The sequence below is a fragment of the Desulforhopalus glucosivorans genome (assembly GCF_054397165.1).
The window spans coordinates 1,200,001-1,224,893 of the sequence record NZ_AP044854.1 but is presented as its reverse complement, the minus strand read 5'-3'; the positions used below and the strand labels follow the sequence as shown (position 1 = coordinate 1,224,893).

At 44.0% G+C, this 24,893-nt stretch carries 27 protein-coding genes and 1 tRNA gene (1 of these 28 running past the window's edge); 20 read left to right on the top strand and 8 right to left on the bottom strand.

Annotated features, from left to right (window positions below):
* Positions 1-28: 28 nt before the first annotated feature.
* From ACX6CI_RS05230 to hisB, 7 genes are all read right to left on the bottom strand, one after another.
* Positions 29-1,963, bottom strand: a complete 1,935-nt coding sequence (locus ACX6CI_RS05230; RefSeq protein WP_458777113.1) for an AMP-dependent synthetase/ligase — start codon at positions 1,961-1,963, stop codon at positions 29-31.
* Positions 1,960-2,646: a bifunctional demethylmenaquinone methyltransferase/2-methoxy-6-polyprenyl-1,4-benzoquinol methylase UbiE gene (gene ubiE / locus ACX6CI_RS05225; protein WP_458777112.1), complete on the bottom strand. Its 687-nt coding sequence runs from the start codon at positions 2,644-2,646 to the stop codon at positions 1,960-1,962. Before ubiE ends, ACX6CI_RS05230 begins: the two co-directional genes overlap by 4 nt.
* A 104-nt stretch (positions 2,647-2,750) precedes the next feature.
* Entirely contained in the window at positions 2,751-4,109 is a 1,359-nt protein-coding gene (asnS, locus tag ACX6CI_RS05220) for an asparagine--tRNA ligase (RefSeq protein ID WP_458777111.1), read from the bottom strand.
* Between the two features lie 11 nt (positions 4,110-4,120).
* Positions 4,121-5,026, bottom strand: a complete 906-nt coding sequence (locus ACX6CI_RS05215) for a damage-control phosphatase ARMT1 family protein (protein WP_458777110.1) — start codon at positions 5,024-5,026, stop codon at positions 4,121-4,123.
* The gene (locus tag ACX6CI_RS05210; protein WP_458777109.1) at positions 5,023-5,748 is read right to left on the bottom strand and encodes a tRNA lysidine(34) synthetase; all 726 of its coding nucleotides are present in this window, start codon (positions 5,746-5,748) and stop codon (positions 5,023-5,025) included. Before ACX6CI_RS05210 ends, ACX6CI_RS05215 begins: the two co-directional genes overlap by 4 nt.
* Positions 5,749-5,862: 114 nt before the next feature.
* A complete protein-coding gene (locus ACX6CI_RS05205) occupies positions 5,863-6,495 on the bottom strand; it encodes a hypothetical protein (RefSeq protein WP_458777108.1) in 633 nt (210 codons plus the stop codon).
* A gap of 136 nt (positions 6,496-6,631) precedes the next feature.
* Positions 6,632-7,231: an imidazoleglycerol-phosphate dehydratase HisB gene (gene hisB, locus ACX6CI_RS05200; RefSeq protein ID WP_458777107.1), complete on the bottom strand. Its 600-nt coding sequence runs from the start codon at positions 7,229-7,231 to the stop codon at positions 6,632-6,634.
* A 242-nt stretch (positions 7,232-7,473) separates the two neighbouring features.
* Here hisB and ACX6CI_RS05195 point away from each other — a divergent pair.
* The 5 genes from ACX6CI_RS05195 to truA all read left to right on the top strand — a co-directional run bounded on the left by ACX6CI_RS05195 (position 7,474) and on the right by truA (position 10,428).
* Positions 7,474-7,548: transfer RNA gene (locus ACX6CI_RS05195), tRNA-Gly, on the top strand.
* Between the two features lie 71 nt (positions 7,549-7,619).
* Positions 7,620-8,048 carry a 50S ribosomal protein L13 gene (gene rplM, locus ACX6CI_RS05190; RefSeq protein ID WP_458777106.1) on the top strand — a complete coding sequence of 143 codons (429 nt, stop codon included), beginning with the start codon at positions 7,620-7,622 and terminating at the stop codon, positions 8,046-8,048.
* Positions 8,049-8,065: 17 nt separating this feature from the next.
* Positions 8,066-8,458 (top strand): 30S ribosomal protein S9, encoded by a 393-nt coding sequence (gene rpsI, locus ACX6CI_RS05185; protein ID WP_458777105.1) that lies wholly within the window; start codon positions 8,066-8,068, stop codon positions 8,456-8,458.
* A gap of 148 nt (positions 8,459-8,606) precedes the next feature.
* Positions 8,607-9,647, top strand: a complete 1,041-nt coding sequence (argC, locus tag ACX6CI_RS05180) for an N-acetyl-gamma-glutamyl-phosphate reductase (RefSeq protein WP_458777104.1) — start codon at positions 8,607-8,609, stop codon at positions 9,645-9,647.
* A 25-nt stretch (positions 9,648-9,672) separates the two neighbouring features.
* Complete coding sequence (gene truA, locus ACX6CI_RS05175) at positions 9,673-10,428, top strand: tRNA pseudouridine(38-40) synthase TruA (protein ID WP_458777103.1); 756 nt, start codon at positions 9,673-9,675, stop codon at positions 10,426-10,428.
* Between the two features lie 111 nt (positions 10,429-10,539).
* Here truA and ACX6CI_RS05170 read toward each other — a convergent pair whose 3' ends face one another.
* On the bottom strand, positions 10,540-11,514 hold the full coding sequence (locus tag ACX6CI_RS05170; protein ID WP_458777102.1) for a LysR substrate-binding domain-containing protein: 975 nt from the start codon (positions 11,512-11,514) through the stop codon (positions 10,540-10,542).
* 298 nt (positions 11,515-11,812) lie between these two features.
* Between ACX6CI_RS05170 and ACX6CI_RS05165 the strand changes: the two genes are divergently transcribed.
* The 15 genes from ACX6CI_RS05165 to ACX6CI_RS05095 form a co-directional block, all read left to right on the top strand.
* Positions 11,813-12,238 carry an NADH-quinone oxidoreductase subunit A gene (locus tag ACX6CI_RS05165; protein ID WP_458777101.1) on the top strand — a complete coding sequence of 142 codons (426 nt, stop codon included), beginning with the start codon at positions 11,813-11,815 and terminating at the stop codon, positions 12,236-12,238.
* Complete coding sequence (locus tag ACX6CI_RS05160; protein WP_458777100.1) at positions 12,208-12,705, top strand: NADH-quinone oxidoreductase subunit B; 498 nt, start codon at positions 12,208-12,210, stop codon at positions 12,703-12,705. Before ACX6CI_RS05165 ends, ACX6CI_RS05160 begins: the two co-directional genes overlap by 31 nt.
* Before the next feature lie 53 nt (positions 12,706-12,758).
* A complete protein-coding gene (locus tag ACX6CI_RS05155; RefSeq protein ID WP_458777099.1) occupies positions 12,759-13,289 on the top strand; it encodes an NADH-quinone oxidoreductase subunit C in 531 nt (176 codons plus the stop codon).
* Positions 13,286-14,404: an NADH-quinone oxidoreductase subunit D gene (locus ACX6CI_RS05150; RefSeq protein ID WP_458777098.1), complete on the top strand. Its 1,119-nt coding sequence runs from the start codon at positions 13,286-13,288 to the stop codon at positions 14,402-14,404. The genes ACX6CI_RS05155 and ACX6CI_RS05150 overlap by 4 nt, the downstream gene beginning before the upstream one ends.
* Before the next feature lie 12 nt (positions 14,405-14,416).
* Positions 14,417-15,427 carry an NADH-quinone oxidoreductase subunit NuoH gene (gene nuoH / locus ACX6CI_RS05145; protein ID WP_458777097.1) on the top strand — a complete coding sequence of 337 codons (1,011 nt, stop codon included), beginning with the start codon at positions 14,417-14,419 and terminating at the stop codon, positions 15,425-15,427.
* Positions 15,428-15,868 (top strand): NuoI/complex I 23 kDa subunit family protein, encoded by a 441-nt coding sequence (locus ACX6CI_RS05140; RefSeq protein WP_458777096.1) that lies wholly within the window; start codon positions 15,428-15,430, stop codon positions 15,866-15,868. It abuts the gene before it with no gap.
* A complete protein-coding gene (locus ACX6CI_RS05135) occupies positions 15,865-16,401 on the top strand; it encodes an NADH-quinone oxidoreductase subunit J family protein (protein ID WP_458777095.1) in 537 nt (178 codons plus the stop codon). Before ACX6CI_RS05140 ends, ACX6CI_RS05135 begins: the two co-directional genes overlap by 4 nt.
* A 6-nt stretch (positions 16,402-16,407) precedes the next feature.
* Positions 16,408-16,734, top strand: coding sequence for an NADH-quinone oxidoreductase subunit NuoK (gene nuoK, locus ACX6CI_RS05130; protein ID WP_458777094.1), 327 nt, complete (start codon positions 16,408-16,410; stop codon positions 16,732-16,734).
* A 17-nt stretch (positions 16,735-16,751) separates the two neighbouring features.
* Positions 16,752-18,215, top strand: a complete 1,464-nt coding sequence (locus tag ACX6CI_RS05125) for a monovalent cation/H+ antiporter subunit D family protein (RefSeq protein ID WP_458777093.1) — start codon at positions 16,752-16,754, stop codon at positions 18,213-18,215.
* Positions 18,212-18,466, top strand: a complete 255-nt coding sequence (locus ACX6CI_RS05120; protein WP_458777092.1) for a hypothetical protein — start codon at positions 18,212-18,214, stop codon at positions 18,464-18,466. Before ACX6CI_RS05125 ends, ACX6CI_RS05120 begins: the two co-directional genes overlap by 4 nt.
* Positions 18,456-20,249 (top strand): Na(+)/H(+) antiporter subunit D, encoded by a 1,794-nt coding sequence (locus ACX6CI_RS05115; RefSeq protein WP_458777091.1) that lies wholly within the window; start codon positions 18,456-18,458, stop codon positions 20,247-20,249. The genes ACX6CI_RS05120 and ACX6CI_RS05115 overlap by 11 nt, the downstream gene beginning before the upstream one ends.
* Before the next feature lie 25 nt (positions 20,250-20,274).
* Positions 20,275-21,816: an NADH-quinone oxidoreductase subunit M gene (locus ACX6CI_RS05110; RefSeq protein ID WP_458777090.1), complete on the top strand. Its 1,542-nt coding sequence runs from the start codon at positions 20,275-20,277 to the stop codon at positions 21,814-21,816.
* 87 nt (positions 21,817-21,903) lie between these two features.
* A complete protein-coding gene (locus ACX6CI_RS05105) occupies positions 21,904-23,319 on the top strand; it encodes an NADH-quinone oxidoreductase subunit N (protein WP_458777089.1) in 1,416 nt (471 codons plus the stop codon).
* A gap of 94 nt (positions 23,320-23,413) precedes the next feature.
* Positions 23,414-24,649, top strand: a complete 1,236-nt coding sequence (locus ACX6CI_RS05100; RefSeq protein ID WP_458777088.1) for a M48 family metallopeptidase — start codon at positions 23,414-23,416, stop codon at positions 24,647-24,649.
* 165 nt (positions 24,650-24,814) lie between these two features.
* A protein-coding gene (locus ACX6CI_RS05095; RefSeq protein ID WP_458777087.1) for a hypothetical protein crosses the window boundary here: on the top strand, positions 24,815-24,893 show its 5' portion. It continues 719 nt past the right edge of the window; the window shows 79 of its 798 coding nt (coding positions 1-79); its start codon is at positions 24,815-24,817; its stop codon lies beyond the right edge, outside the window.

Here is a 24,893-nt window from a genome sequence, read left to right as displayed (position 1 = left end):
TCACATGCTTTAGGATTGACCAATACAATTAATGCAGGAGGTCATTAATCAATTGTTTATATTTCTTTTCAATGACATGACGTTTCTTTTTCAGAGTATTAGTCAGCTCATCTCCAAGTTTGAATTCCTTGTCTAGAAAGGTAATACCCTGTAGCTTTTCATAGGGCTTAAAACCCTGCTTTGGTTTAAGGATTCGATTCATATCATTACGTACAAAATCTAAGACCTTACTGTCACTTAATAGTTCAGCCTTGCCTTTGGCAAATCCTTCCATCTTGGTTGCAACATAATCTTTTAGTTCCTCCATATTAGGAACCAAAAGTGCTCCAAGACCTTTTTTATCCTGCCCTACAAGCACAGCGTCCTGAATAAAAGGAAACATGGTGAGCACATTCTCTATTTTGGTGGGATCAATATTCTCACCACTTGAGAGTACAATAATCTCCTTTGCCCGACCGGTAATGACGAGTTCTCCATTTAAGGTCATCTTGCCAAGGTCACCGGTTTTGAAGAATCCGTCGTTTGTGAATGACTTTCGGTTCTCTTCATCATCATTGTAGTATCCCTTGGTAACCTGAGGACCTCGAACCTCGATGGCTCCTTCACTACCTGCACTCAGGGCATTGCCCTTATCACACACAACCCGTAAATCAGTCCAGGGTACTGGAGGGCCTACTGTTCCATAGGTTCTGCAAGCAAGGCCTCGCCCCGCAATTGCAGGGGAACATTCTGTCATGCCGTAGGCATTTACAATACGAATTCCAACGGCATCAATCCATTCTTCAAGATAGGTTGCGAGGGTTCCACCACCACTAATCGCCAAGCGTAACCTGCCACCAAAACGGTTTCTCACCATGGACAGTTTCTTATCCGCAAGCTTATACAGAGGATAAAGAGCAGCCATTTTCAAATAAGCAACACTCTTAGTAAAGGAGTGGGCAATAGCCTCACGTTTCTCAAAAACCGGCATTCGACCAAGGGCCTTTCTCTTGTTACGGCGATAGGCAGCTGATGCCCAGACAAGACTATCAAATATTTTTTGCGCTGTTGGCCCTTTACGCTTAACTGCGCCCTGCACCTTTCCATACAACGATTCCCATACCCGTGGAACAGTGGCCACAAGTGTAGGCTTATACTTCTCAAGATCCTGGGAAAAGGTTTTTATGGAGGAGTAGACAAGCGTTGTTCCCCGGGCAAGGGCAACATATTCTGCAGTACGTTCAAAGATATGCCAACTGGGAAGAATAGAGAGCCAGTTGTCATCTTCTGTCAGCTGGATGACCACAGGCACAACTTTGACATTGTGCATGATATTACCATGGGTCAGTTGTACGCCCTTTGGTAAACCGGTTGTCCCTGAGGTATAAATAATCGTCAACAGATTATCCTCGGTAATCTCTTTACCAAGTTCGAGGAATTTTTCTACATCCTGGGCAGTGTATGATCGGTCTTTTAATAAATCGAGATAGGAGAACAAATTATTAAATAGTGTATGCCTTTTTGCACCGGTCATGACAAAGATAGACTTGAGCTGCTTACAGTTTTTTATATACTCACTATGCAGTTCAAACAGTTCGTCGTTTTCTACAATGAGGTAGTTACACTCGGAGTGTTCAACAATAAATTCTAACTCCTGGGTTGGTGTGTCAGACCCCCTGGGCACGTTAACAGCACCAAAGGACATGAGTGCAAGATCTGTCACAATCCAGGCGTAACGATTATCAGAGAGCACCATCACCTTATCGCCGCAACCAACCCCTCGTCTGCGAAATGATTTGGCGAGCAATAGTACATCTTCAAAGAGTTTGGCGTAGGTGACACGGTGTTCGACATCTCCGACATTATAAACATATGCGTCGTTATCACTATACGTACCGACACTGTTGATGAAAAAGGTAAAGAGCGTCTCCTGAGTTTCAAACCTAGGCAACTGTGAGGCATGGAAAGTATTATTATCACTCATATTTTAGATCCCCAATGAACACCAATAGTGCCAAACATAAACTTTTTAAATGCAACATCTGTAAAACCAGCAGCTGAAAACAGCTCCGCAAGTTCATTAGCCGAATAAAAATCCATTGTAGAACCTGTCAGATACGCGTAGGCGGCCTCATCATCTGCAATCATTTTCCCAAGAATTGGAATCCCGAAACGAAAATAAAAGCGAACAAACGGGTACATCAGATTCTTTTCTGGCGGCGTCGTATCAAGACAAACCACTCGACCACCGGGCTTAAGCACCCGGTGTACTTCTTTTAACACCCCTAAAGCATCATCAACATTACGAAGAAGATAACCGAAGGTGACCGCGTCAAACGAATTTGATGCAAAAGGTAGAGTGTTGGCATCACAGGCCTGCCAGTCAATATTTCTTTCGTTAAAACGGCGCTGGGCCTCTTTTAACATATTAAGGGAGAAATCAGCCCCAAGCACCTTGGCTCCGGGATAGGTTTCTTCCATAAGTGCTGCAATATCACCCGTGCCAGTCGCCAGATCAAGAGTTATACCGTTTACAGGACTTCCCGTGCGACCAACAACAAATTTACGCCACTTCTGATCCTGACCAAGGGTCATGACCCTGTTCATTAGATCGTAACGCCCCGCTATATCATCAAACATCTTTTGAACGCCCGGCCCTTTACCCACAACACACCCTTATCCAAAGTACTATCATAATCTTATCACGACACACTCTAATTACCAAATACACCAACCACCAATAGTGATTCTATATTAAACCTAATCACTGACTAGCAGGGAGCAGAGCCCGGAGTCCGTGGAAAGGGAATAACCTCGCGAATATTAGCCATGCCGGTTACAAACTGAACCAGTCTTTCAAAGCCAAGACCATACCCCGCATGGGGTACTGAACCATAACGCCTCAGGTCGAGGTACCAATTATAATCATCTACATTGATTCCCGCTTCAATCATCCGATTCTCCAGGACATCAAGCCGCTCTTCACGCTGACTACCTCCGATAATCTCGCCTATTCCTGGAACGAGAATATCCATTGCAGCTACGGTTTTATTATCGTCATTGAGGCGCATATAAAAAGGCTTAATGGAAGCCGGGTAATCAGTTACAATAAGTGGGCATTTAAACACTTCTTCAGAAAGATACCGTTCATGCTCTGATTGCAGATCAGCCCCCCAGCTCACCGGATATTCAAATTTTTTCTTAGCGCTGGTCAGTCTTTCCACAGCCTCGGTATACGTCAGATGTGCGAAATCCTTTTCAACCACAGACTGTAGTTTTTTAAGCAAACCTTTCTCAATAAACTTATCAAAAAGCTGCATATCTTCTCTACAATTATCCATGGCATCCTGAAGTAGATATTTGAGCATATCTTCAGCCACCTGCATATTACCTTGTAAATCACAAAAGGCCATTTCAGGTTCAATCATCCAGAACTCAGCAAGGTGCCGGGAGGTATTAGAGTTTTCAGCACGAAATGTGGGACCAAAGGTATACACATCGCCGAGCGCCAAGGCGTAGACTTCGGCCTGGAGTTGGCCACTTACAGTAAGGCCTGCAGGTCTTCCGAAAAAATGATCACTCTCATCTTTTTCCTGAGTGGCTGCCACCTGGAACATTTCGCCTGCACCCTCACAATCACTGGTTGTGATGATAGGCGTGTGAACCTGGGCAAACCCCTTTTCCTGAAAGAACTGATGCACTGCATATGAAAGCCTTGAACGAACACGCCCCACAGCTCCAAGCGCATTTGTTCGAGGACGTAGATGACTCATTTCCCGAAGGAACTCAAAGGAATGTCGCTTCTTTTGCAGCGGATACGTTTCTCCGTCTGCATCTCCAACAACCAGAAAACTCTCGGCATGGAGTTCAACGTTTTGACCCTTTGCTGGCGACTCCTTAAGCATACCACGCACTACAACACTTGCGCCTGTGTTCAGGTTTTTAATTTCGCCGGCATAATTATCAAGGGAGTCCTCAGCAATAATCTGAAGATTTCCAAGACAAGAGCCGTCGTTTATCTCAACAAATGAAAAACTTCCGGTATCTCTCTTGGTCCTGACCCACCCGCAAACGGTTAATGCCTGTTCCACTGGCTCTGTTGCCAAAATGTTTTTAATCCGTGTTTTCATAACGATCCTTTTTATGTCCTGGGAGATGACTGAAAAACTACCATTTCACCTACCCCTTTTAAGGTAGTTTTTTCACAACTTGATATTTCACGTAGATGTTTGGCCGCTGCTGCGCATTTTACAGTGAGGAGGAAGAATATATCTCTGTCCGCCTCGGATAAGCCCTCAAAATTTCCCTGCCCTTTTGAAATAACAAGGTCAGCATTTTCATAAATATCCAAAAACTGCTTAGAGACTCGCTCCAGCACGGTCCCCGGGCAACCGGTACCATTGCTGATTATTTCGCCATATTTATCGAGCCCTGCAGCATACGCATCCGAGATAAGAGCGTCATTAATAATCGGTCTATCTTTAACTGCAATTGTAATTTTAAAGCCCTTTGAAAAAAGTTTTTCCACAAGCAATGTATCAAATACAACCTCTCCGCAATTATCCGCAAGATATAAAACATTTGCTCCACGCCCCAGCCCCTCAATAGCCTGTAAAAGTTTTTCAGTATGATCTATTACAAATTCAGTGGTCCGGCATTTCAGAAGAGTACCTGATATATCAAAGTCATTATATGCACCGTAGTCGATGATATTTCCAGCGATAGCAAAACGGATAGCCAGGAGCAGCCCATCTTTATAGTCACACTCCTGCACTTCTTTTACAAGAGATGGAAGTATAGACAGCGCGATTTCATTACTCTCTTTCTTTTTCTCTGCATACGGGTCAGCTACCCCAGTCACCTCTTCTATAATTTCATATACTTCAGCTGCAAGCAGTGGAGGACTCATTCCAAGGTCACAGGTAGCAATAAAATCAGCTACTGCCCGTACAGCTTTCTCTTGCACGTGATCGGAGGTTGTACATAATTTTACAGTTTGAAGCGTCTGCCTGAGTAAACATGGAAGACAATCAATACTTGTTTTCATAGGAGATAGTCGGTTCTAACATTTGATAATGAGGCAAAGAGTGAAGTCTTGGCTCCAGGCTCAGACTTATAGAGATTTCCAAGCAATGTACGCACTGTTTCACGCCTGGTGTTTTCTGATAGTGGACAACCATTTTCAACAGGAATAAGTCCAAATAACTGAGCAAGCTCTACAACGTCACTTTTTTCCAGATACGCCATTGGCCGTATAAGCGATAGTCGGCCGTCAAAGAGCTCCTGACTTGGCAGCATCGTAGATATATTACCGCTATAAATTGCGTTAATCATAAAGGTTTCAATAAGATCATCCTTATGGTGACCAAGAGCTATCTTATTGTAACCATGGTCACGGGCAAAATCAAAGAGTTGACTCCGCCTGTTTCGAGAACAGAGATAACAGGTCCTTTCCTGGGGCTCCTGCCATTCAGTTTCAACGGTTAAGTCTATGGAGTAGCGGCGAAGTTGATCACCAATACTTGTGTGAGGAGATATTCCACCCTCTGTTGCTGACCAGAAGCCATGATCTATATGCAATCCCTTTAGCTTAAAATCAATGGGCGCCTTTTTCTGCCACAAATGGAGTAAACAAACAAGAACCAGACTGTCAACTCCACCTGAAACAGCTATAAGAACACGGTCTCCCCTATCAAACATTGCATAATCATGCATTGCCTGACCGATTTTTTTATTTATCTTTGCAGGTAATTTGGGAAAACCAATCATATTTTTGTGTTTTTTAAACCTGTTAAACGCAAACATCGTAACCACTAAAGACAACAAAACCCGCAAGCCTAACAAATAGGCTAGCGGGTTAATGGAACATATTCAACGAATACCCTATTTCAGGTAAGGACAATCATCTAGTCGTAATTTAATACCATGCTCAAGTAACTCTTCAGCGGTGACCCAGTGAAAACCTCTCTTCTGCGCTTTGTTATAGGAAAATATATTGCTCAGGAGTGACTGTTGCGTCTCCTGAAAATCAGCAGACCAGAGCATCGCACCCGTAGGGGCATGCCTTAACACCATTTTAAAGTCAGCAGAAGCTGGTGCGTCTACCGCAAGCTCAGACCCATCACGCTGCACGTACCCACGAACTGTGGTGATGAGGACACCTTCACAATTCACCTTTTCACCAAGAGCTTTAATTGTCCCTGAAATTCCTCCGGAGACCTCACTTAGAGCGTCTGAAATCTGGGCTGAATTTATTAAACGTACCTTCTCATTTCCTGACAGCTCCTGCACCATAAAGGAGGTAGCATGGGCGGCCCCCTGCTCTAATTGGCGCGCCTCCTCATAACGTACGGTATCATCCTTATCAACTGATGTAACAGCAGGGATTACAGCAATACATGAGAGTGGCTGTACTGGCACTTGCACGTCCTGTCTACTGGTACCCTTTGTAGCACAAGAGGAGAGAGTAAAGACAAGCAGCAACAACGAGAGGGAAATTTTAGTTGGGTTTATCACAGATTCACCTTTAGTAACCTATTGCGAATTTATAGTTAAAATAAAAAATCCGTAGAGTATTTATTATATCAAGAATATAGGATGAGCACCTAGGAGAAAAAACCTTCGGGGTACCAATCCAGATGTATTATGCAGCTTACAAGGTCCCCTTTGAAGAAAGGGTACCTTCTATATCAATTGTAGTACAGGCGCTACGTAAGGTCCTTGCAAACCCTTTAAATACCGCCTCAATAATATGATGCCCATTTTCACCGTGCAACAAATCGATATGCAAGGTTAATCCAGCGTGCTGTACAACAGCTCTGAAAAATTCCTTGGAAAGAGCTGTATCGAAGGTTCCAAGTTTTTGTTCTGTAACAGGCGCATGGTAGTGCAGATATGGACGATTAGAGATATCCACCACAGTGCGAACCAGTGTTTCATCCATTGGCAGGTAACAGCTGCCATAACGAGTTATCCCACCCTTATCACCAAGGGCCTCTGCTATAGCCTGCCCAAGGCATATACCTATATCTTCAACGCTATGATGGTCATCTACCTCGATATCACCAATGGCATGTAGTGTAAGATCAAAAAAACCATGGACCGAAAACAGTGCCAGCATATGATCCAGGAAAGGAACTCCACTATCAACAGTGTAATTTCCACTGCCATCCAGGTTGAGTTCAAGTTTTATATCGGTTTCACCGGTTTTACGATGTATTATACTCGTTCGTTTTAAATCGTTTTCTGCCATGAGCCTTTAAATATTAAATTTTTTAGGTACGAATGTAGCTACAATATATTTAAGAAATCCATACCATTAAATAAGCCATATAACAATATTATACTTTAAAGTTACCACTCTCACTCTATTTTTCGTGACAGATTTAGCTAAAATAGCTACAATAGAAAACTTAACTCAATTAACTTTTTGATTGACACACAGTTGCGTACCTTGTATATACACCGCAGTTTTGACACACAAAAACAAAATGAGCGGGAATAACTCAGTGGTAGAGTGCAACCTTGCCAAGGTTGACGTCGCGAGTTCGAATCTCGTTTCCCGCTCCACTATAAATTATAAAAGGTTCGACACTGTTCGGACCTTTTTTTATTAATTGTTTGACCAGTTGAGGGAAATAATGAAAACCTATCTTGCCCCAGTCAACGAGATTGAGAAGAAATGGTATATTGTTGACGCAGAGAACAAGGTTCTGGGCCGTTTGGCGACAGAAATTGCAAACAGACTTCGCGGAAAACATAAGCCTACCTTTTCATCCTTTATCGACAATGGTGACTTTGTAGTTGTAACTAACGCAGAAAAAATTGCTTTAACCGGCAACAAGCTTGATGACAAAAAGTATTATCGTCACACAGGCTACATCGGTGGTATCAAAGAGATTTCTGCTAAAGATCTCCTCGTTAAGCATCCTGAAGATGTTATCATCAAGGCGGTTAAAGGCATGCTTCCAAAAAACAAACTTGGACGTGCTCAACTTAAGAAGCTCAAAGTTTATGCCGGCACCAAACACCCCCACGCGGCACAACAGCCAGCTGAACTCGATATTTAATCTTGGAGAATAGAAAAATGGCTCAAGATCGTTTTTATGCCACAGGTAAAAGAAAGAACGCTATTGCCCGCGTATGGCTCACACCAGGTACTGGCAAAGTTATTGTAAACAAAATGGAAGCAGATGAGTATTTTGGTCAGATTTTCAAAAGCCAAAAGATCGTTAAGCCTTTCAAAGTAACTGAGACCTTAGAGCAATTTGACGTTATGGCTACCCTCAAGGGTGGTGGTAAGTCAGCTCAGGTTGATGCACTGTCCCACGGGATTTCACGTGCACTGCTCGAAAGCAACCCAGACACCAGATTGCCTCTTAAGCAATCAGGACTCCTGACCCGCGATCCTCGTCAAAAGGAAAGAAAGAAGTACGGTCAGAAAGGTGCTCGTGCAAAGTTCCAGTTCTCCAAGCGTTAATAGTAAACGTTTTATTACAGGAACGGACAGGATACCCTGGGAAACCAGTGGACATCGTCTTGTTACAAAGGGGAATGACAGTTTTGCTGTCATTCCCCTTTTGCTGTTTGCAGTCAGGAGTAGATACAACTATACATAGGATTGGATCATGATCAAAGTTGGAATAATCGGCGCATCCGGATATGCCGGTGCTGAACTTGCCAGAATTATATGCAACCACCCCCACGCAGAACTCACCGTAGCCACTTCAAGACAGTACGAGGGGAAGCCACTATCTGAAGTGTTTCCCAATTTGAGGGGCAGGGTTGATATAATATGTGAAAATATTCCTGTGGCTGAGCTTGCAACAAAGGCTGATCTATTCTTTGCCGCTGTTCCCCATAAGACCGCCATGGACCTTGTCCCTGAGCTTCTAGCAGCTGGTAAAAAAGTCATTGATTTGTCCGCAGATTTTCGTTTGCGAGATGTTGCGACCTACGAAGACTGGTATCAGCCGCACTCTTCCAGCCAGTTCCTTGAAGAAGCGGTTTATGGTTTGCCTGAATTATACAGAAGCGAGATCGGCAAGAGTCGCCTCATAGCAAATCCGGGTTGCTATCCAACTTCAATTATCCTGGGCCTTGCTCCTCTCTTGAAAGCTGGCCTGATTAAACCGGAAACCATTATAGCCGATTCAAAATCAGGAACGTCCGGTGCCGGTCGAGCAGCTCAGACAGGAACTTTATTTTGTGAAGTCCATGACGGCTTTAAACCATACAAGGTAGGCAGAGCCCATAGACACACTCCTGAGATCGAACAAGAACTCTCAGCTCTGTATGGCTCAGATATACATATTACCTTCACTCCCCATCTACTTCCCATATCCAGGGGAATACTCAGCACCGTGTACGCAAGCCTTGCAAATGAGACCACCTCTGACACAGTACAAAAACTCTACAGGGATCAATACGCTAGCGAGCCCTTTGTTCGACTCCTCAGCGAAGATACTTTTCCAGCCACCCAATATGTCCGCGGTTCCAACTTTTGTGATATCAGCGTAAAAATCGATCATACCACCGGACGTGTCATCGTGATGTCAGCCATTGATAATGTCGTCAAGGGAGCTGCTGGTCAGGCCGTTCAGAACATGAATATTATGTGTCAGTTCCCAGAAGACGCGGGACTACTCACCGCACCTATGTTTCCATAATTGTACTGCAGGTATGTCACACCCGATGCGAACCATTAAGCTTCTCATAAGCTATGATGGTACTAATTACTGCGGCTGGCAAAAACAGCTCAATGGTAATACAATCCAGGATGAGATAGAAAAATGTCTGAGCACCATGACGACTGAGAAAATCAGCCTCCATGGTGCTGGACGCACCGATGCAGGGGTGCATGCCCATGGTATGGTTGCTCATTTCAACTGTCAGTCAAACATTTCGTGTAAAATTCTTCAGCGTGGTGCTAACTCCATGCTACCTGGAGACATCAGGATTTTGGATGTCGTTCAAATGGAATCTAACTTCCACGCCAGATACTTTGCCACCGGCAAGAAATATCACTACACCATCTATACCGGCGCAATACAACCGCCCTTTATCAGGCTTACCAGCTTACATGTCCCCCACCCATTAAATATAAACCGGATGCAAGAGTGCCTTGATATCACCACTGGCAAACACGATTTTTCTTCATTTGAGAATAGTGGTTCCAGGGACAAAAGCATCACAACAGGTAAGGGAGCTGTGAGAACCATTCACAGCGCTGAACTTCTTGTGAAGGAAAATGATATTATAATTCTGGAGTTTATAGGCGATGGCTTTTTAAGAAATATGGTGAGAAACCTCACAGGAACAATCTTAGAAGCTGGCCTTGAAAGGTTTTCAGCAGAGAAGTACAGAGAAATATTAGAGGCGAAAGACAGGACCAAAGCGAGTACGACTGCTCCGGCCCACGGTCTTGCTCTTGTAGAGGTGTACTATTAGCACCTTATAAATTCATTTCGAGCCTTCACTGATCTTTTTAGTAAATGAGTTTAGTGAAGGACCTATCCCGGCTTATTTTCCTTTCCCGGGGCAATGAGTTGTTTATCGACACTATTTTTTCATGGCTGAATGTCGAGCGAGAAGAGACTGCAGTTTCCACGGAGAAGATAAACAAATTCTTGAGTCATCACAAATTGTCATAACGTCACAGAATGATAAAAACTCAGCCATTGCATCAGTAATTTTAAGATCCTTTCGCTGAAGAATCCTTAACTGACGCTTCATATCAACACCTTCAATCTTTAAGCCTTTCAACCAGCCATTCTCAGCCTCACGACAAATGCTCAATGAAGACAGGCAGGTTATTCCAACACCTGACTCAACTCCTCTTTTTACTGCCTCTGGATGACTCATCTCCATAACTATATTGACATCATCCATATATTTACCAAACTTCTCACGGACTGTCGCAACAGTACCTGAACCGGCTTCCCTCATAATCCATTTTTTCCCTTTTATATCGCGGGTAATGTCAAAAACATCATTATGAGCAAGTGGATCGGTAGGTCCACAGAGAACTATAAGTTCATCCTCAAACCATGATCTCCACTGTAGTTCTGCATTGTCAGTCAGCTGCCCCTCAACAAATCCAACATCGGACTCTCGGTCTATTACAAGTTTTTCAACATTCCGCGTATTATAGACCTGCAATTTAACATGCACATTTGGGTGAACACGCTCAAAGGCTCCAATCAAATACGGCAAAATATAATTACCGAGCGTGGTACTCGCTGCAATGCTAATTGTGCCATCGAGAGTGTCGTTTCTCTCCGACATTATTGTTTCTATATTTGTGACCTGAGCGGTGATATCTTTTGCCAGAGGTAACAAAAATCGACCTCTTGCATTTAATAACAAGCTCCGTCCATGCCGATCAAAGAGAGACCCGCCTAACTGATTCTCGAGTTCCGCCAGCGCCATACTTACAGCAGACTGGGTAACAAATAACTTTTTGCTCGCCTTGGTCACTTGTGCAGTTTCAGCAACCGCAATAAAGATCTCAAGTTGTCTTAGAGTTATCGACATTATACTTCTCCACCCCAATTGTTCATTTTTAATGATACTTAAACAGCCAAGACCCAACGTTGACAAGGGCCTCAGTCTGAAGCATCAACACATCCAGTTTTCTTTAAACCACAAACATTTCGCACAAATACAGGTACATTCAAATACCGGATTGCAAAAATTTCATGCTTAAATTATCGTTGACACACATATAACAATTATTTAATATAAGTCCCGATTAAAGAAAAGTTAATTATTATAGATTACCATTTTTGTCTGAACGTCGTATCACCTATAAATCAGATACAAAGGAACCAAGATGGAGTCTCAGATCACAGCATTTCTTTACCATGAGCACGTTCTCTGGATAACTGCATTTATTATCGGGGGCCTCAGTTTCGCCCTTGGTCCTATAGCAATCGTTTACCTCCTCATGCCTCTCAAGACGAGGCAAATCGCACAAAAAGCGAATCAATTTATCGAATGTGGAATGGATCCCATCGGTGACAGTTGGATCCGATATGGAGCAGTATTTTATCTCTACGCTCTCATCTTCCTCGCGTTTGATGTCGATGTACTATTTCTCTTTCCCGTGGCACTCGCCTACGATGATGTGATATTTGCATCCTCAATTCGGGATTTCATTGAAATTATTATCTTTGTTGGAATTTTATCACTCGCAGTAGTCTATGCATGGATTAAGGGAGTATTTAAGTGGGAACGGAAAACGTACCTTCGTCAGTAGTTCAGTTCGCCCTAGCAGATAAACTTATTAATATTGGTCGAGCTAACTCCTTATGGCCTCTTACGTTCGGTATCGCCTGCTGCGCTATCGAGATGATGGCGACTGGGTGTGCCAGGTTTGATATGTCACGCTTTGGTGCAGAGGTGTTCCGACCTTCTGCAAGACAGAGTGATGTAATGATCGTAGCCGGCACTATTACTAAAAAAATGATGCCGGGTATTAAAACCTTATATGACCAGATGCCTGAACCAAAATGGGTTATGGCACTTGGGAACTGTGCGATTTCCGGTGGTCCCTTCGCCTTTGAAGGGCAGTACAGCATTGTTTTGGGAGCCGACCAGTTTTTACCGGTCGATGTGTATATCCCTGGATGCCCTCCCCGTCCTGAGGCTCTTTTACAAGGAATAATTGAACTAGAACATCTCGTTTCTGATTGGGAAAGATGGAAGAATCCTGAAGCTGTATAGCAGAGAATTTTCCTGACACATCGGATTTTTGCGTAATTTTGGAGCTATATCTAATGATTTGTGACCAGACTAGACTTGCCCTACAACGACTTTTCCCAGAGGAAGAGGTCATTACTCCCGAGAGTGAAGAAACAGAGGCCACCGAAGAAGTAGAAGATAAAAAAAAGAAAGCTGAACCAAGGAAAAATGGCCTCATTGATCGAGATTACGCTGTTTATGGCTATCACCTTGACGCTCAAGTTGCTGCAGACCAGGTCGTTGAAGCTGTAACAATTCTTGATGAGTCTGAATATTTCATCGAATCCATCACCGGTGTTGACTGGATAAAAGATAACCAGCTCGAAGTTGTTTACGATTTTTGCCGATATGACTTCGATCTTTGCCGCGTAGTCATCCGTACCCGCATAGACAGAAATCAACCCGAGGTTCCTACTATTACAGGGGTATACGCCGGTGCCAACTGGCATGAGCGTGAGACCCATGATTTTTTTGGTATAAAGTTTATCGGCCACCCCCACCTTATTCCACTTCTTCTTCCTGAAGATGCCGATTTTCATCCCCTACTAAAGGATTTCAAAGCATGAGTTCTCCTATAGAATTACAACCTGACGAGACGTTCATCCTCAATGTCGGCCCCCAGCACCCGGCAACACACGGTGTACTACGGGTAAAGATGGAGATGAATGGTGAGTATATCGTCGATGCTGAAACGGTGATTGGCTACATTCACAGGATGCACGAAAAAATGGGGGAGATGAAAACCTACCCGCAATATCTTATGAACCTCAGCAGAATGGATTACTTAGGGGCTCTTGGATATTCCCATGGCCATGTTTTGGTTGTTGAAAAAGCCGCCGGCATTGAGGTGCCTGAAAGGGCTGAATATATAAGAGCAATAACTGTTGAGCTTAATCGCATAGCATCACATCTCTTCTGGTTTGGTGCCTTTGTCATGGATCTTGGCGGTTTTTCCCCTCTAATGTACGCCCTGCAAGACCGGGAACACATTCTCGATATGCTGGAAGCGGTAACCGGCTCGCGCCTGACCTACTGTTACTTCAGATACGGTGGACTCTACAACGATGTCGACGATCAATTTATCTCATCTGCCAGAAAATTTATCCCGAGGATGAGAAAATCCCTCAAGAAATATCATAAGCTGGTAACAGGCAATATTATTTTCAGAAAACGACTTGAAGGCATTGCTCCATTATCAAAAGAGATGTGCAGAAAATACGGAGCATCAAGTGCCGTAGCCAGGGGTTCAGGAATTAATTTTGATGTGAGAAAAAACGAACCGTATTCAGTCTATCCTGAGTTTGATTTCGATGTACCAGTCTATCATGAGACTGACTCCCTTGCCAGATACAATGTACGCATGGACGAGATTGAACAATCCCTTAGAATCATTGAGCAGGGGCTTGATAAGCTGCCAGACGGGCCAATCATGCCAAAGAAAAAACCTAAAATCATTAAGCCGCCTGCAGGTGATTACTATCAAGCTGTTGAAACCGCGAGAGGAAGTTTTGGTGTACGACTGGTGAGTGACGGCGGCAAAACCCCGTACAGGTTAAAACTTCGATCGCCAACATATTCCAATATGCATCTGTTTGATGAAGCATGCAGAGGGATGTTAATTACAGACGCCCTTGCCTTTATGGGCAGTCTCGATTTAGTCATCCCTGAGATAGACAGGTAAAAGGATACCTTTATGAGCTTAACATTCTTTAATGTCGTTATTGCTGTCGTTATTGCAATTGCCTTTGCAGCTGCAAATGCCGCATACCTCGTATGGGCAGAGCGTAGAGGTGCCGCAAGAATACAACGAAGACCCGGGCCGAACATAAATGGTCCATTTGGTTTGCTTCAGCCACCGCTTGACGGTATTAAACTCATGGCCAAGCAGCTTACCATACCTGGCGGTGCTGATAAGATCCTTTTTATCACCGCCCCTGTTCTTGCTATGTTTCCTGCAATCATGAGCTTTGTTACCATTCCTTTTAGCGAACATATTGTTGCGAAGAACATGGAAGTCGGGGTGCTGATGATCTTTGCCTTTGCAGCCCTTGGCTCTACCTCCCTGCTCTTTGCCGGATGGAGTTCCCGTAACAAATATGCAATGATGGCCTCCATCAGAGCAGTCTCCCAGACAGTAGCCTATGAGATTCCTATGCTCATTACAACCATTACCGTTGTGATGATAGCTGGTTCTATGGACTTAATGGAGATAGTGAGACAGCAGTCAGGATCATTTTTATCGTGGAATATCTTTCCTCTTTTTGGCAATTCCCACAACATACTCATGCCACTCTCCTTTCTTATCTTTTTCACCTGTACACTTGCTGAGACGAACAGAGCACCCTTTGATCTTGGTGAGGCAGAAAGTGAGCTTGTAGCAGGTTTTCATACTGAATATGGTTCCATGGGTTTTGGACTGTTTTTCATGGGGGAATATGCCAATATCGTTATTGGTTCCTGCATGACCACCATCCTCTTTCTTGGCGGCTGGAACTCGCCACTTTCATTTGCCCCATTTACCTGGATTCCCGGAGTATTCTGGTTCCTTCTTAAAATTTACATACTCATTGCAACCTTTATATGGATCCGCTGGACCTTTCCACGCACCACGATTTACGGCCTGCTAAACCTCAGTTGGAAAATATTAATTCCACTTTCTCTGTTCAACCTGCTTTTAACTGCAGGACTAATAAAGGTGTTCTAGATGGTGGCTTATTTTAGTGAAATATATCATGGCCTGATCAGCCTCTTGGAAGGAATGGTTGTCACCTTTAAAGAGTTTATTAAACCACCTGTTACTGTCTCATACCCCTATGAGACTCTTACCATGTGTGAGAGATACCGTGGTCATATAGAACTCATTGAAAACGAAGACGGAAAAGCGAACTGTGTAGTCTGTGGACTATGTGAACGTGCCTGCCCCTCCGACTGCATTTCGCTTGCCGGAGTAAAACCCGAAGGCGAAAAGAAAAAGGTCCTTACAAAATATGTTCTTGATTTCACCAAGTGCTCTTTATGCGGCTCATGTGTTGAGTCGTGTAACTTTAACGCACTGGAATTCTCTAAGGAGTATAACCTTGCCAGCAGACGAAAAGAGGATTTCATCTTTGACCTTCTCGAACGACTGGAGGAGAGAAACCGATGAATGCTGATACGCTATATAGTCCAAACCTGTTCACAGTTGAAGGCTTAACGGGCCTCGTATTTCTCGCGCTCATCGTAATAACCCTCACCGGAGGAGTTATAGCCTGTAATTCCAACCGTGTCGTTCGAGCAGTAGCCGGGCTTATTGTCTGTTTCGTTGGTGTTGCAGGACTCTACTTCTTTCTTAACTCACCCTTTGTCTCTATGATGCAACTGCTCATCTATGTTGGAGCCATTGCAGTTGCAATCGCCTTTGCTGTAATGCTTGCAGCTCCTGAAGAAAAAAGAAAGGTCGGACCAACAGGCCCCCTTGAAGGCCCTCTAGCCTTTGGCTCAGCTGCTCTTCTTGCCGGGGGATTTTCGGTTCTTGCTCTTAAAACAGACTGGCCGGTCATGGCTAAACTCAATGACGGCTCAATTAAAGAAATCGGCATCCGACTTCTCACCGAGCATTCCATGGTCTTTGAACTTATCTCCATTGTCCTGCTCATTGCAATTTTAGGGGCTCTGGTTATTGCCCGTCGGGAGGAATAACAACAGATGGCTATACTTGGACTCTACAATCACTTAAGTACATACCTGATCATTGCAGCCCTGCTTTTTGGCTTGGGCATGTACGGTATAATCGCCAGGCGCACCTTTATTGCCATGCTTATTTCAGCTGAGATGATCCTGGCGGGTGCTGCTCTAAACTTTATGGCTTTTAACAGGTTTACAGCCCCCGACCCCACAACAGGGCAGATATTCACTCTATTTATAATGGCAATAGCAGCAGCTGAAGCTGCCATTGGCCTTAGTATCGTTATTGCTATTTATCGCCAGTATAAGTCCATTGATGCCGAAGACGTAGTCGAACTTAAAGGTTAGCCAAGGAGCCCTCTGGAATGGATTACTCATTACTCATTGCCCTGCTCATTCCACTTATTGGAACGCTTGGGGTCATGTACAAAGGAGACAACGAGAATTTAAGAGAAGGTATTTCTTGCGTCTCCTCTCTTTTGTTGCTTGCAGTTGTTGCCTCTATGGTGCCTAAGGTTCTTGGTGGTAAGACACTCATTTTCCATATGTTCACCATCCTCCCCGGGGTTACCGTAACCCTCAGGGCTGATGCGATGTCCATGATTTTTGCCCTCGTCGCCTCCTCTCTGTGGACAATCGCTGTTTTCTACTCAATGGGTTATATGAGAGGGCTTAAGGAACACGCCCAGACACGTTTTAATGCCTGCTTTGCCCTAGCCATTTTTGGTGCCATAGGAGTCGCGTTTTCCGACAATCTGTTCACCATGTATCTCTTCTATGAAATCGTTTCAATCTGCACCTATCCACTGGTTGCCCATCATCAGGACGCTGAGGGGTATAACGGTGCTCGAAAATACATCGTTTACCTCACAACGACAGCCAAAGCATTTTTACTACCAGCCTTAATACTTATCTATGTACTGACAGGAACTCTGGATTTTGCATCTGATGCAAGTAGCGGAATATTTCCTAGCGGTGTTAATAGTGTGCTGGTCACCATGCTCTATATTTTTTGCATCTTCGGTTTTGCCAAAAATGGTGTCATGCCATTTCACCACTGGCTGCCTGGTGCCATGGTTGCGCCAACACCGGTCTCTGCACTCCTCCATGCGGTAGCCGTAGTTAAAGTCGGTGTCTTTTGCACCACACGTACCATGCTCTATACCTTTGGTACAGACACCATGCACGCCCTAAACCTGGGGATCCCCACCGCCTACTTTGTAGGATTCACGGTTCTAGCAGCTTCTATTATTGCCCTATCAAAGGATAACCTGAAAGCTCGTCTCGCCTACTCTACTGTGAGTCAGCTCTCATATATTATTATGGGTGTAGCACTACTCACCGACCCGGGTATCCAGGGTGGCCTCATCCATATTGTCAACCACGCCTTTTCTAAGATCACTCTCTTTTTCTGTGCTGGTGCCATCTATGTTGCCAGTCATAAAAAGTATATCTCTGAGATGGATGGGCTGGGTAAGACCATGCCGTTTACCTTCGGAGCCTTTGGCATCGCGTCTCTTTCCATGATAGGTGCCCCACCTGTAGCAGGCTTTATTACAAAATGGAACCTGCTCATCGGTTCAGTGGAAGCTCACCAACTTGGCATACTGCTCATTCTAATTGCGAGCACGATGCTTAATGCTGCCTATTTCGCCCCTATCACCTACAGGGCCTTTTTCGGCAAACGCCCGGAAGGTGAGCCCTTTACCGGCATAAAAGAAGCACCGTTATCCATGCTTATACCCATATTGATAGCATGTACCATTTCGGTACTGCTCGGTATTTTCCCCAACTTCATGTTGCAATTTGTAAAGGCGGTGACAGGATGATTGTAGATCTCATCGATTTCCTGAAAAAACATCAACAGACGGTTCAAGTCTACTCCGTTATCGGGGTGGCAGTTATGCTGGTCTGGTCCTATCTCGGAGCAGACAACCATCACGCTCACACCTGGATGGAGGCCCATATTCCTGGGTTCTGGTCGCTATTTACCATCGCGTCCTGTGTGGTGCTCATCTTCTTTTCCAGATGGCTTGGAAAAAGTGGGATAGAGACCCGGGAGGATTATTATGACAATTAGTTTTATACATCCTTCAGTTATTCTGATACTTGGGGCACTGCTCCTCCCCTTTATCAGAGAACCGTTTCGTAAAATGTACCTTACGATGGTTCCCTCTCTGTCACTTCTGGCAGTCGTCTTTATGAACATGAACCCGGGGACCCACGGTGTCATCAGCTTCATGGGTGACGACTGGACTTTGACCTTTGGCAGGGTTGACAGTCTATCAATCATTTTTGGTTTTATCATGGCACTTATGGCTGTGATCGGAACCTTTTATGGCCTCCATGTAAAAGACAACTGGCAGCATATCGCCGCCTGGTTCTATGTCTCCGGTAGCCTCGGCGCTATCTACTGTGGCGACTATCTCGTTCTCTTTTTATTTTGGGAAATGATGGCCTTTGCCTCAACATTTCTCATCTGGTTCAATAAAGAAAAAGGTGCACTTCAAGCAGGATATAGATACCTGCTGGTACATACCTTCGGTGGAGTTCTGCTCCTCCTAGGCTTTGTTCTACGCTATCAGGTGGTGGGAGACCTCTCCTTTGTCCAACTTGATGAACAGAACACCCAACTGTATACTTGGTTGATACTGGCAGGGCTTATGCTGAATGCAGCAGTCCCACCACTTCATTCATGGTTACCAGACGCATACAGTAAGGCCACTGTCACTGGTGCAGTCTTTATGTGTGCCTTTACAACTAAGACAGCTATCTACACCCTTGCCCGCGCCTTTGCCGGTTTTGACATCCTTATCGTTCTTGGTGTCGTCATGGCAATCTACGGTATTATCTATGCGCTACGCGAAAATGATATCAGACGTCTGCTGGCCTGGGAGATTGTAAGCCAGGTGGGTTATATGGTCTGCGGCGTCGGAATTGGTACAGCTCTGGCGATTAATGGCACCTGTGCCCATGCCTTTGCCCACATACTTTACAAGGGACTTCTCTTTATGGCGGCAGGAGCTGTTGTTCATGCCACCGGTAAAACCAAGTTTACTGAACTTGGCGGCCTCTATAAAAAGATGCCAAACACCCTATTCTTTATGGTAATTGGAGGCGTTTCTGTCTCAGCCTTTCCGTTCTTTTCTGGCTTTGTTTCAAAGTCGATGATCATCAGTGCAAGCTTTGAGGCTCACCTTCTCCCGGTTGGATTTCTTCTTACACTGGTTTCAGTGGGCACTTTTCTGGTTGCAGGTCTTCGCCTACCCTACCTCATCTTCTTTGGTGACAACAGATGCAGCGAGGAGACAATTGCAAAGGCTGAAGACCCACCATGGAACATGCATATGGCAATGGCTGCCTCGGCATTCCTCTGTTTATTTGTTGGTATCTACCTGCCATTTCTCTACAATATGCTTCCCAACCCGGAAGTAAGCTACAACCCCTATGGCAGCTATCATATAAGTGAGACCCTGCAGATTCTTGCTTTTACAGGAATTGCCTTCTTCTTTCTGAAAGATAAGATAGGTGCAAAAGCTACTATCAGTCTCGACCTGGATTGGTTTTACCGCATTGGTGGCCGCGGTTTTCTCTGGCTTGCGAAGAATCCTATACAATGGATCGATGATATGTGGGGAAAGGCCTACCGCGTTATTGGATTGTACACGCTCATGGCAACTGCCAAATTCTGGTCCTGGTTTGACTGGCATGGAATTGATGGTGTCGTTGATGGTAGCGCCCGACTGATTCGCTCAATCGGTCAAAAAGTGACCGTGGTCATGCAGAGGGGACAGATACAACAGACTATATATATATCTATCACCTTCGCGGCTGTACTTCTAATCTCCTTTGTCTGGTTATAATTTTTGAACTCAAGGACTACTGGTAATGGATCAACTACTGCTTAACTCCGGCTTCCCCATTTTGAGTGCACTTGTATTTCTGCCTCTCATTGGTGCCTTTGTGCTTTTATTTATTAAAAGTGACAGCTTGTGCCGTTATATCGCACTGGCAACAACCTCTCTGGTTGGTCTACTCTCCATACAGTTACTTGTAGGTTTTGACAGGTCGACCTCTAAGTTTCAGTTTGTTGAACACAAAACGTGGATAGAAGCCTTTAACATCAACTACACCCTTGGTGTTGATGGCATTTCAATCCTGCTTATCCTGCTCACCACCTTTATCATGCCCTTTTGTGTCCTGGCATCCTGGTCATATATAAAGGAACGTATTCAAGCATTTATGATTTGTCTTCTCATTATGGAGACAGCAATGCTTGGTGTCTTTGTAGCTCTTGATTTTGTCCTGTTCTATGTACTCTGGGAAGCAATGCTGATCCCAATGTATATGTTGATAGGAATCTGGGGCGGACCGCGTAAAATTTACGCCTCCATAAAATTCTTTCTCTACACACTAGCCGGATCAATTCTTCTTCTAGTCGGTATTATCTGGCTCTATACTGTGAACGATCACAGCTTCTTCATTCCCAATATGATGTGGCAGGACTATCCGCTCACCTCTCAGATTTATCTCTTTATTGCATTCTTTCTGGCATTTGCCATTAAGGTGCCGATGTTTCCATTCCATACATGGTTACCTGCTGCCCACGTTGAAGCACCTACAGCAGGTTCTGTTATTCTTGCCAGTGTCCTCTTAAAAATGGGAACATACGGTTTTCTTCGCTTTGCCCTGCCGATCACCCCCGAAGCAACCATAGTTCTCGGACCATACGTTCTCTGGCTTTCCATAGCGGGTATCATCTACGGTGGGTTTACAGCTCTTGCCCAATCCGACATGAAAAAGCTTATCGCCTACTCCTCCGTTGGTCATATGGGCTTTGTTACCCTTGGTATCTTTGTACTTAATGTTGATGGCGTGGAAGGTGCTATCCTGCAAATGATTAACCACGGTGTCACCACCGGAGCTCTGTTTCTCTGTGTTGGGATGATCTATGAGAGAACCCATAGTAGAGAGCTGAAGTCAGCTACAGGGGTTGGTAAATATATGCCAATCTATATTACCTTTCTTGCTTTTTTCTCCCTGTCTTCATTTGGCTTTCCGGGCACCAACAGTTTTGTTGGCGAATTCATGATCTTAGCAGGAGCCTTTCAGCTAGATACCTCCCAGAACCAGTTCCCTTATCTTGCCCTTGCTGCAATCCCTGGAGCTGTTCTTGCTGCCGCCTATATGCTCAGAATGTTACAGAAGATTGTTTGGGGAGGAACGGATAATCCCGACCAGTCATGGATCACTGATATCAACACAAGGGAAATTGTTACACTCGCACCATTTCTCTTTTTTGTATTCTTGATAGGTCTTGGTCCACAACCATTTCTGGACCTCATGCACACAAGTGTAATGGACTTACTTCAACACCTAGGGCAACACGGTGAACATGCGGTGGCCGTTGCTGGGGCAAAAATACATTGATATTCAGGTCTCCCATAACACTAGGGCACGCCAGGATAGGTGCTAGTTTAACGAGGCACTCAATCACTATGAACTCGTAAAGGTAACATGATGCTATTTCTACCTGAATTAACTCTTTTAGGCGCCGGGCTGGTCCTCTTCTTTCTCAGTTTAGGCCAACCGGATTGTGGCAGGATTAAAACTGTGGCAACCGTTCTTGCTGTTGTCACTCTACTTTCCGTACTCCTCTGCCTGAAAAGTGAAGGGACTCTCTTCTATGGTGCCTACAAGGTTGATTTCTTTTCTCAAATGTTCAAGGCACTCATTGCCCTTGGTACCCTCGCGATTCTTATCTTCGGCTCAACAGACAGTGGTATTAAACATAAAATCCAGGCAGAGTATTACCTCTTCCTCTTTATGTCTGTTCTTGGGCTGATGATGCTGGTGTCAAGTGTAGAACTTCTTGCTATCTTTATCTCCCTTGAACTTTCGTCCTTTGCTGTCTACCTGATGGTTCCTATGCGCAAAAACTCCACAGAAAAGGGATACCAGGTTGAGGCTGGAATCAAATATCTACTCTTTGGAGTTATGGCAACTGGCCTCATGCTCTTTGGTATGAGTTATATTTATGGTCTTACCGGCACCACACAACTACCTCTCATTGCTGAGCGCCTTGCTGACAGCTACAGCCAACCTGCGGCCATCATTGCAATCGCACTTGTTCTTGCTGGCTTTTTCTATAAGCTTGCCATCTTCCCACTTCACTTCTGGGTTCCTGATGTGTATGAGGGTGCTGGCAATGAAACCACCGCTTTTATTGCTGCAATTCCAAAGGTTGCTGCTGTAGCAGTTCTTGTCCGCATTGTTAACCTTATAAGCGGCGATGGCCAGGCCATAGTAACAGTCCTTATGTTTTGTGCGCTGGCATCTATGTTTTACGGCAACTTGTCCGCTCTTGTACAAAAGGATGTAAAACGGCTTCTAGGCTTTTCAGGTATTTCACACGCAGGATTTGTCCTTGTCGGTCTCCTCACCTTTGATTCAATCGGGTTTTCCACTGCTATCTATTATATAACAGGTTATCTCTTTATGAACCTAGCCTGTTTCCTCGTCATATGCAGTGTTTCAGAAGATGGGAAAAATGTAAGTATTGAGGACTTTACAGGTCTTTATAAAAGAGCACCAATCCTCTCTTTAACACTAATTGTTGGCCTTTTTGGCCTTGCTGGTATCCCACCCTTTGTAGGATTTACCGGAAAATTTTTGCTTCTTCTTGGTGCTTTTAATAAAGGCCATTACCTACTTGTTATACTAGCAGCCTTTAACACAGCAATTGCCATCTACTACTATTTATCCATAGTTCGACTCACCTTCTGTACAGATCCAGAAGAACGCCAACAGGTAGCCACTCCACTGTCCTCAAGGATCCTTGCCATCTCACTTATGGTGATAATAGTCATTATGGGTGTTTTCCCATCATCATTTATTGCCATAGCCTCACGCTCAATTAAACTACTCATGTAGCATTCTTGTCTCATAACTGATACAAAGGCCCTATGGATTCAATCCACAGGGCCTTTTCTATTTAACAAAAAAAACTTAACATCTATGACGTCTTATGAATACTTGGCTTATCGTTGTTCTCTGTATCATCATTATATCTTTTATTCTTGAGCTCATTGTCTCAAACCTCAACCTCCGCGCACTTACTCCCGATCTTCCTGATGAATTTAAGGACGTCTACAACAGTGATGAGTATGAAACATCCCAGAACTACACGAGGGAAACAACACGATTTGGAATGTTTGAGAATTCAATTTCAACCGTACTTACCGTCGGTTTCATACTATTAGGTGGCTTTAACTGGGTTGATAATATTGCCAGAGGATTTGGTTACAACACAATTGTTACAGGTCTTATCTTTACGGCAATATTAGGCCTGCTCTCATTTTGTATTGGGATCCCCTTTTCTCTCTACTCGACCTTTGTAATCGAGGAAAGATTTGGTTTTAATAAAACAACTATTAAAACATTCATACTCGATATTATTAAAGGTATTGCACTGGCGGCCCTTCTTGGAGGTCCGTTACTAGCTCTTATTTTTTGGTTTTTTGAATCAGCAGGAAGCTTAGCCTGGATATATTGCTGGGCTGGTGTAGTTTTATTTTCCATTGTCATGCAGTTTATTGCTCCTGTTCTCATCATGCCCCTATTTAATAAGTTTACACCTCTTGAACCAGGGGATCTGAAAGATAAAATTACAAGCTACAGTGAAAAAGAAAGTTTCCAACTCAGCGGTATCTTCACAATGGATGGCTCAAAGCGCTCCACTAAGCTTAATGCCTTTTTTACAGGCTTTGGAAAATTCAGAAAGATCGTCTTCTTTGATACGCTTGTTGAAAAACTGACCCCAGACGAAATTGTAGCCGTCCTTGCTCATGAGATGGGACACTTTAAATTAAAGCACATCATAAAAATGATGCTAATCTCTATCCTTCAAACCGGATTCATGTTTTTCCTGCTTTCTCTCTTTTTGAAATTTCCTGAGATATCTAAAGGATTCCAGCTTGAAGAAACAAGTATCTATGCAAGTCTTATATTCTTTGGCTTTTTATACAGCCCCATCAGCCTTTTTACCTCAATAGGCTTTAATATCATCTCTAGAAAACATGAATATGAAGCTGATTCCTATGCTGCAAAGACCACAGGAGATGCCCAACAGCTCATTACTAGCCTAAAAAAATTAAGTCATGCAAACCTGAGTAACCTAACCCCCCACCCCTTAAATGTTTTCCTTCATTACAGCCACCCACCACTGTTACAGCGAATCAATAGTCTCAAAAGAAATAGATAACCCATGATTAAAAAATAAAAATATCATCATATCCTGCACTTTTGAGGGTTGATTATATTGTGCTCACAATTTCATTCTGTTATTATGTGTAGATATTACAAATTTATTTGCCTTTAATTTAACTATCCAAGTTAAAAAATATTTTTAATACATCAGGAGATAACAATGCAAAACAACAAGTTCAAAAGCCCTCTCCTTCAGTCAGCAGCAGTCATCGCGGCAGTTGTCGTACTGATACTTACTA

What these genes read in the sequence shown, in the direction of transcription:
- ACX6CI_RS05230 (WP_458777113.1), bottom strand. Translation starts at nt 1,963, where the DNA reads ATGAGTGATAATAATACTTTCCATGCCTCACAGTTGCCTAGGTTTGAA.
- asnS (WP_458777111.1), bottom strand. Translation starts at nt 4,109, where the DNA reads ATGAAAACACGGATTAAAAACATTTTGGCAACAGAGCCAGTGGAACAG.
- ACX6CI_RS05215 (WP_458777110.1), bottom strand. Translation starts at nt 5,026, where the DNA reads ATGAAAACAAGTATTGATTGTCTTCCATGTTTACTCAGGCAGACGCTT.
- ACX6CI_RS05210 (WP_458777109.1), bottom strand. Translation starts at nt 5,748, where the DNA reads ATGATTGGTTTTCCCAAATTACCTGCAAAGATAAATAAAAAAATCGGT.
- hisB (WP_458777107.1), bottom strand. Translation starts at nt 7,231, where the DNA reads ATGGCAGAAAACGATTTAAAACGAACGAGTATAATACATCGTAAAACC.
- rplM (WP_458777106.1), top strand. Translation starts at nt 7,620, where the DNA reads ATGAAAACCTATCTTGCCCCAGTCAACGAGATTGAGAAGAAATGGTAT.
- rpsI (WP_458777105.1), top strand. Translation starts at nt 8,066, where the DNA reads ATGGCTCAAGATCGTTTTTATGCCACAGGTAAAAGAAAGAACGCTATT.
- argC (WP_458777104.1), top strand. Translation starts at nt 8,607, where the DNA reads ATGATCAAAGTTGGAATAATCGGCGCATCCGGATATGCCGGTGCTGAA.
- truA (WP_458777103.1), top strand. Translation starts at nt 9,673, where the DNA reads ATGCGAACCATTAAGCTTCTCATAAGCTATGATGGTACTAATTACTGC.
- ACX6CI_RS05170 (WP_458777102.1), bottom strand. Translation starts at nt 11,514, where the DNA reads ATGTCGATAACTCTAAGACAACTTGAGATCTTTATTGCGGTTGCTGAA.
- ACX6CI_RS05165 (WP_458777101.1), top strand. Translation starts at nt 11,813, where the DNA reads ATGGAGTCTCAGATCACAGCATTTCTTTACCATGAGCACGTTCTCTGG.
- ACX6CI_RS05155 (WP_458777099.1), top strand. Translation starts at nt 12,759, where the DNA reads ATGATTTGTGACCAGACTAGACTTGCCCTACAACGACTTTTCCCAGAG.
- ACX6CI_RS05150 (WP_458777098.1), top strand. Translation starts at nt 13,286, where the DNA reads ATGAGTTCTCCTATAGAATTACAACCTGACGAGACGTTCATCCTCAAT.
- nuoH (WP_458777097.1), top strand. Translation starts at nt 14,417, where the DNA reads ATGAGCTTAACATTCTTTAATGTCGTTATTGCTGTCGTTATTGCAATT.
- ACX6CI_RS05140 (WP_458777096.1), top strand. Translation starts at nt 15,428, where the DNA reads ATGGTGGCTTATTTTAGTGAAATATATCATGGCCTGATCAGCCTCTTG.
- ACX6CI_RS05135 (WP_458777095.1), top strand. Translation starts at nt 15,865, where the DNA reads ATGAATGCTGATACGCTATATAGTCCAAACCTGTTCACAGTTGAAGGC.
- nuoK (WP_458777094.1), top strand. Translation starts at nt 16,408, where the DNA reads ATGGCTATACTTGGACTCTACAATCACTTAAGTACATACCTGATCATT.
- ACX6CI_RS05125 (WP_458777093.1), top strand. Translation starts at nt 16,752, where the DNA reads ATGGATTACTCATTACTCATTGCCCTGCTCATTCCACTTATTGGAACG.
- ACX6CI_RS05120 (WP_458777092.1), top strand. Translation starts at nt 18,212, where the DNA reads ATGATTGTAGATCTCATCGATTTCCTGAAAAAACATCAACAGACGGTT.
- ACX6CI_RS05115 (WP_458777091.1), top strand. Translation starts at nt 18,456, where the DNA reads ATGACAATTAGTTTTATACATCCTTCAGTTATTCTGATACTTGGGGCA.
- ACX6CI_RS05110 (WP_458777090.1), top strand. Translation starts at nt 20,275, where the DNA reads ATGGATCAACTACTGCTTAACTCCGGCTTCCCCATTTTGAGTGCACTT.
- ACX6CI_RS05105 (WP_458777089.1), top strand. Translation starts at nt 21,904, where the DNA reads ATGATGCTATTTCTACCTGAATTAACTCTTTTAGGCGCCGGGCTGGTC.
- ACX6CI_RS05100 (WP_458777088.1), top strand. Translation starts at nt 23,414, where the DNA reads ATGAATACTTGGCTTATCGTTGTTCTCTGTATCATCATTATATCTTTT.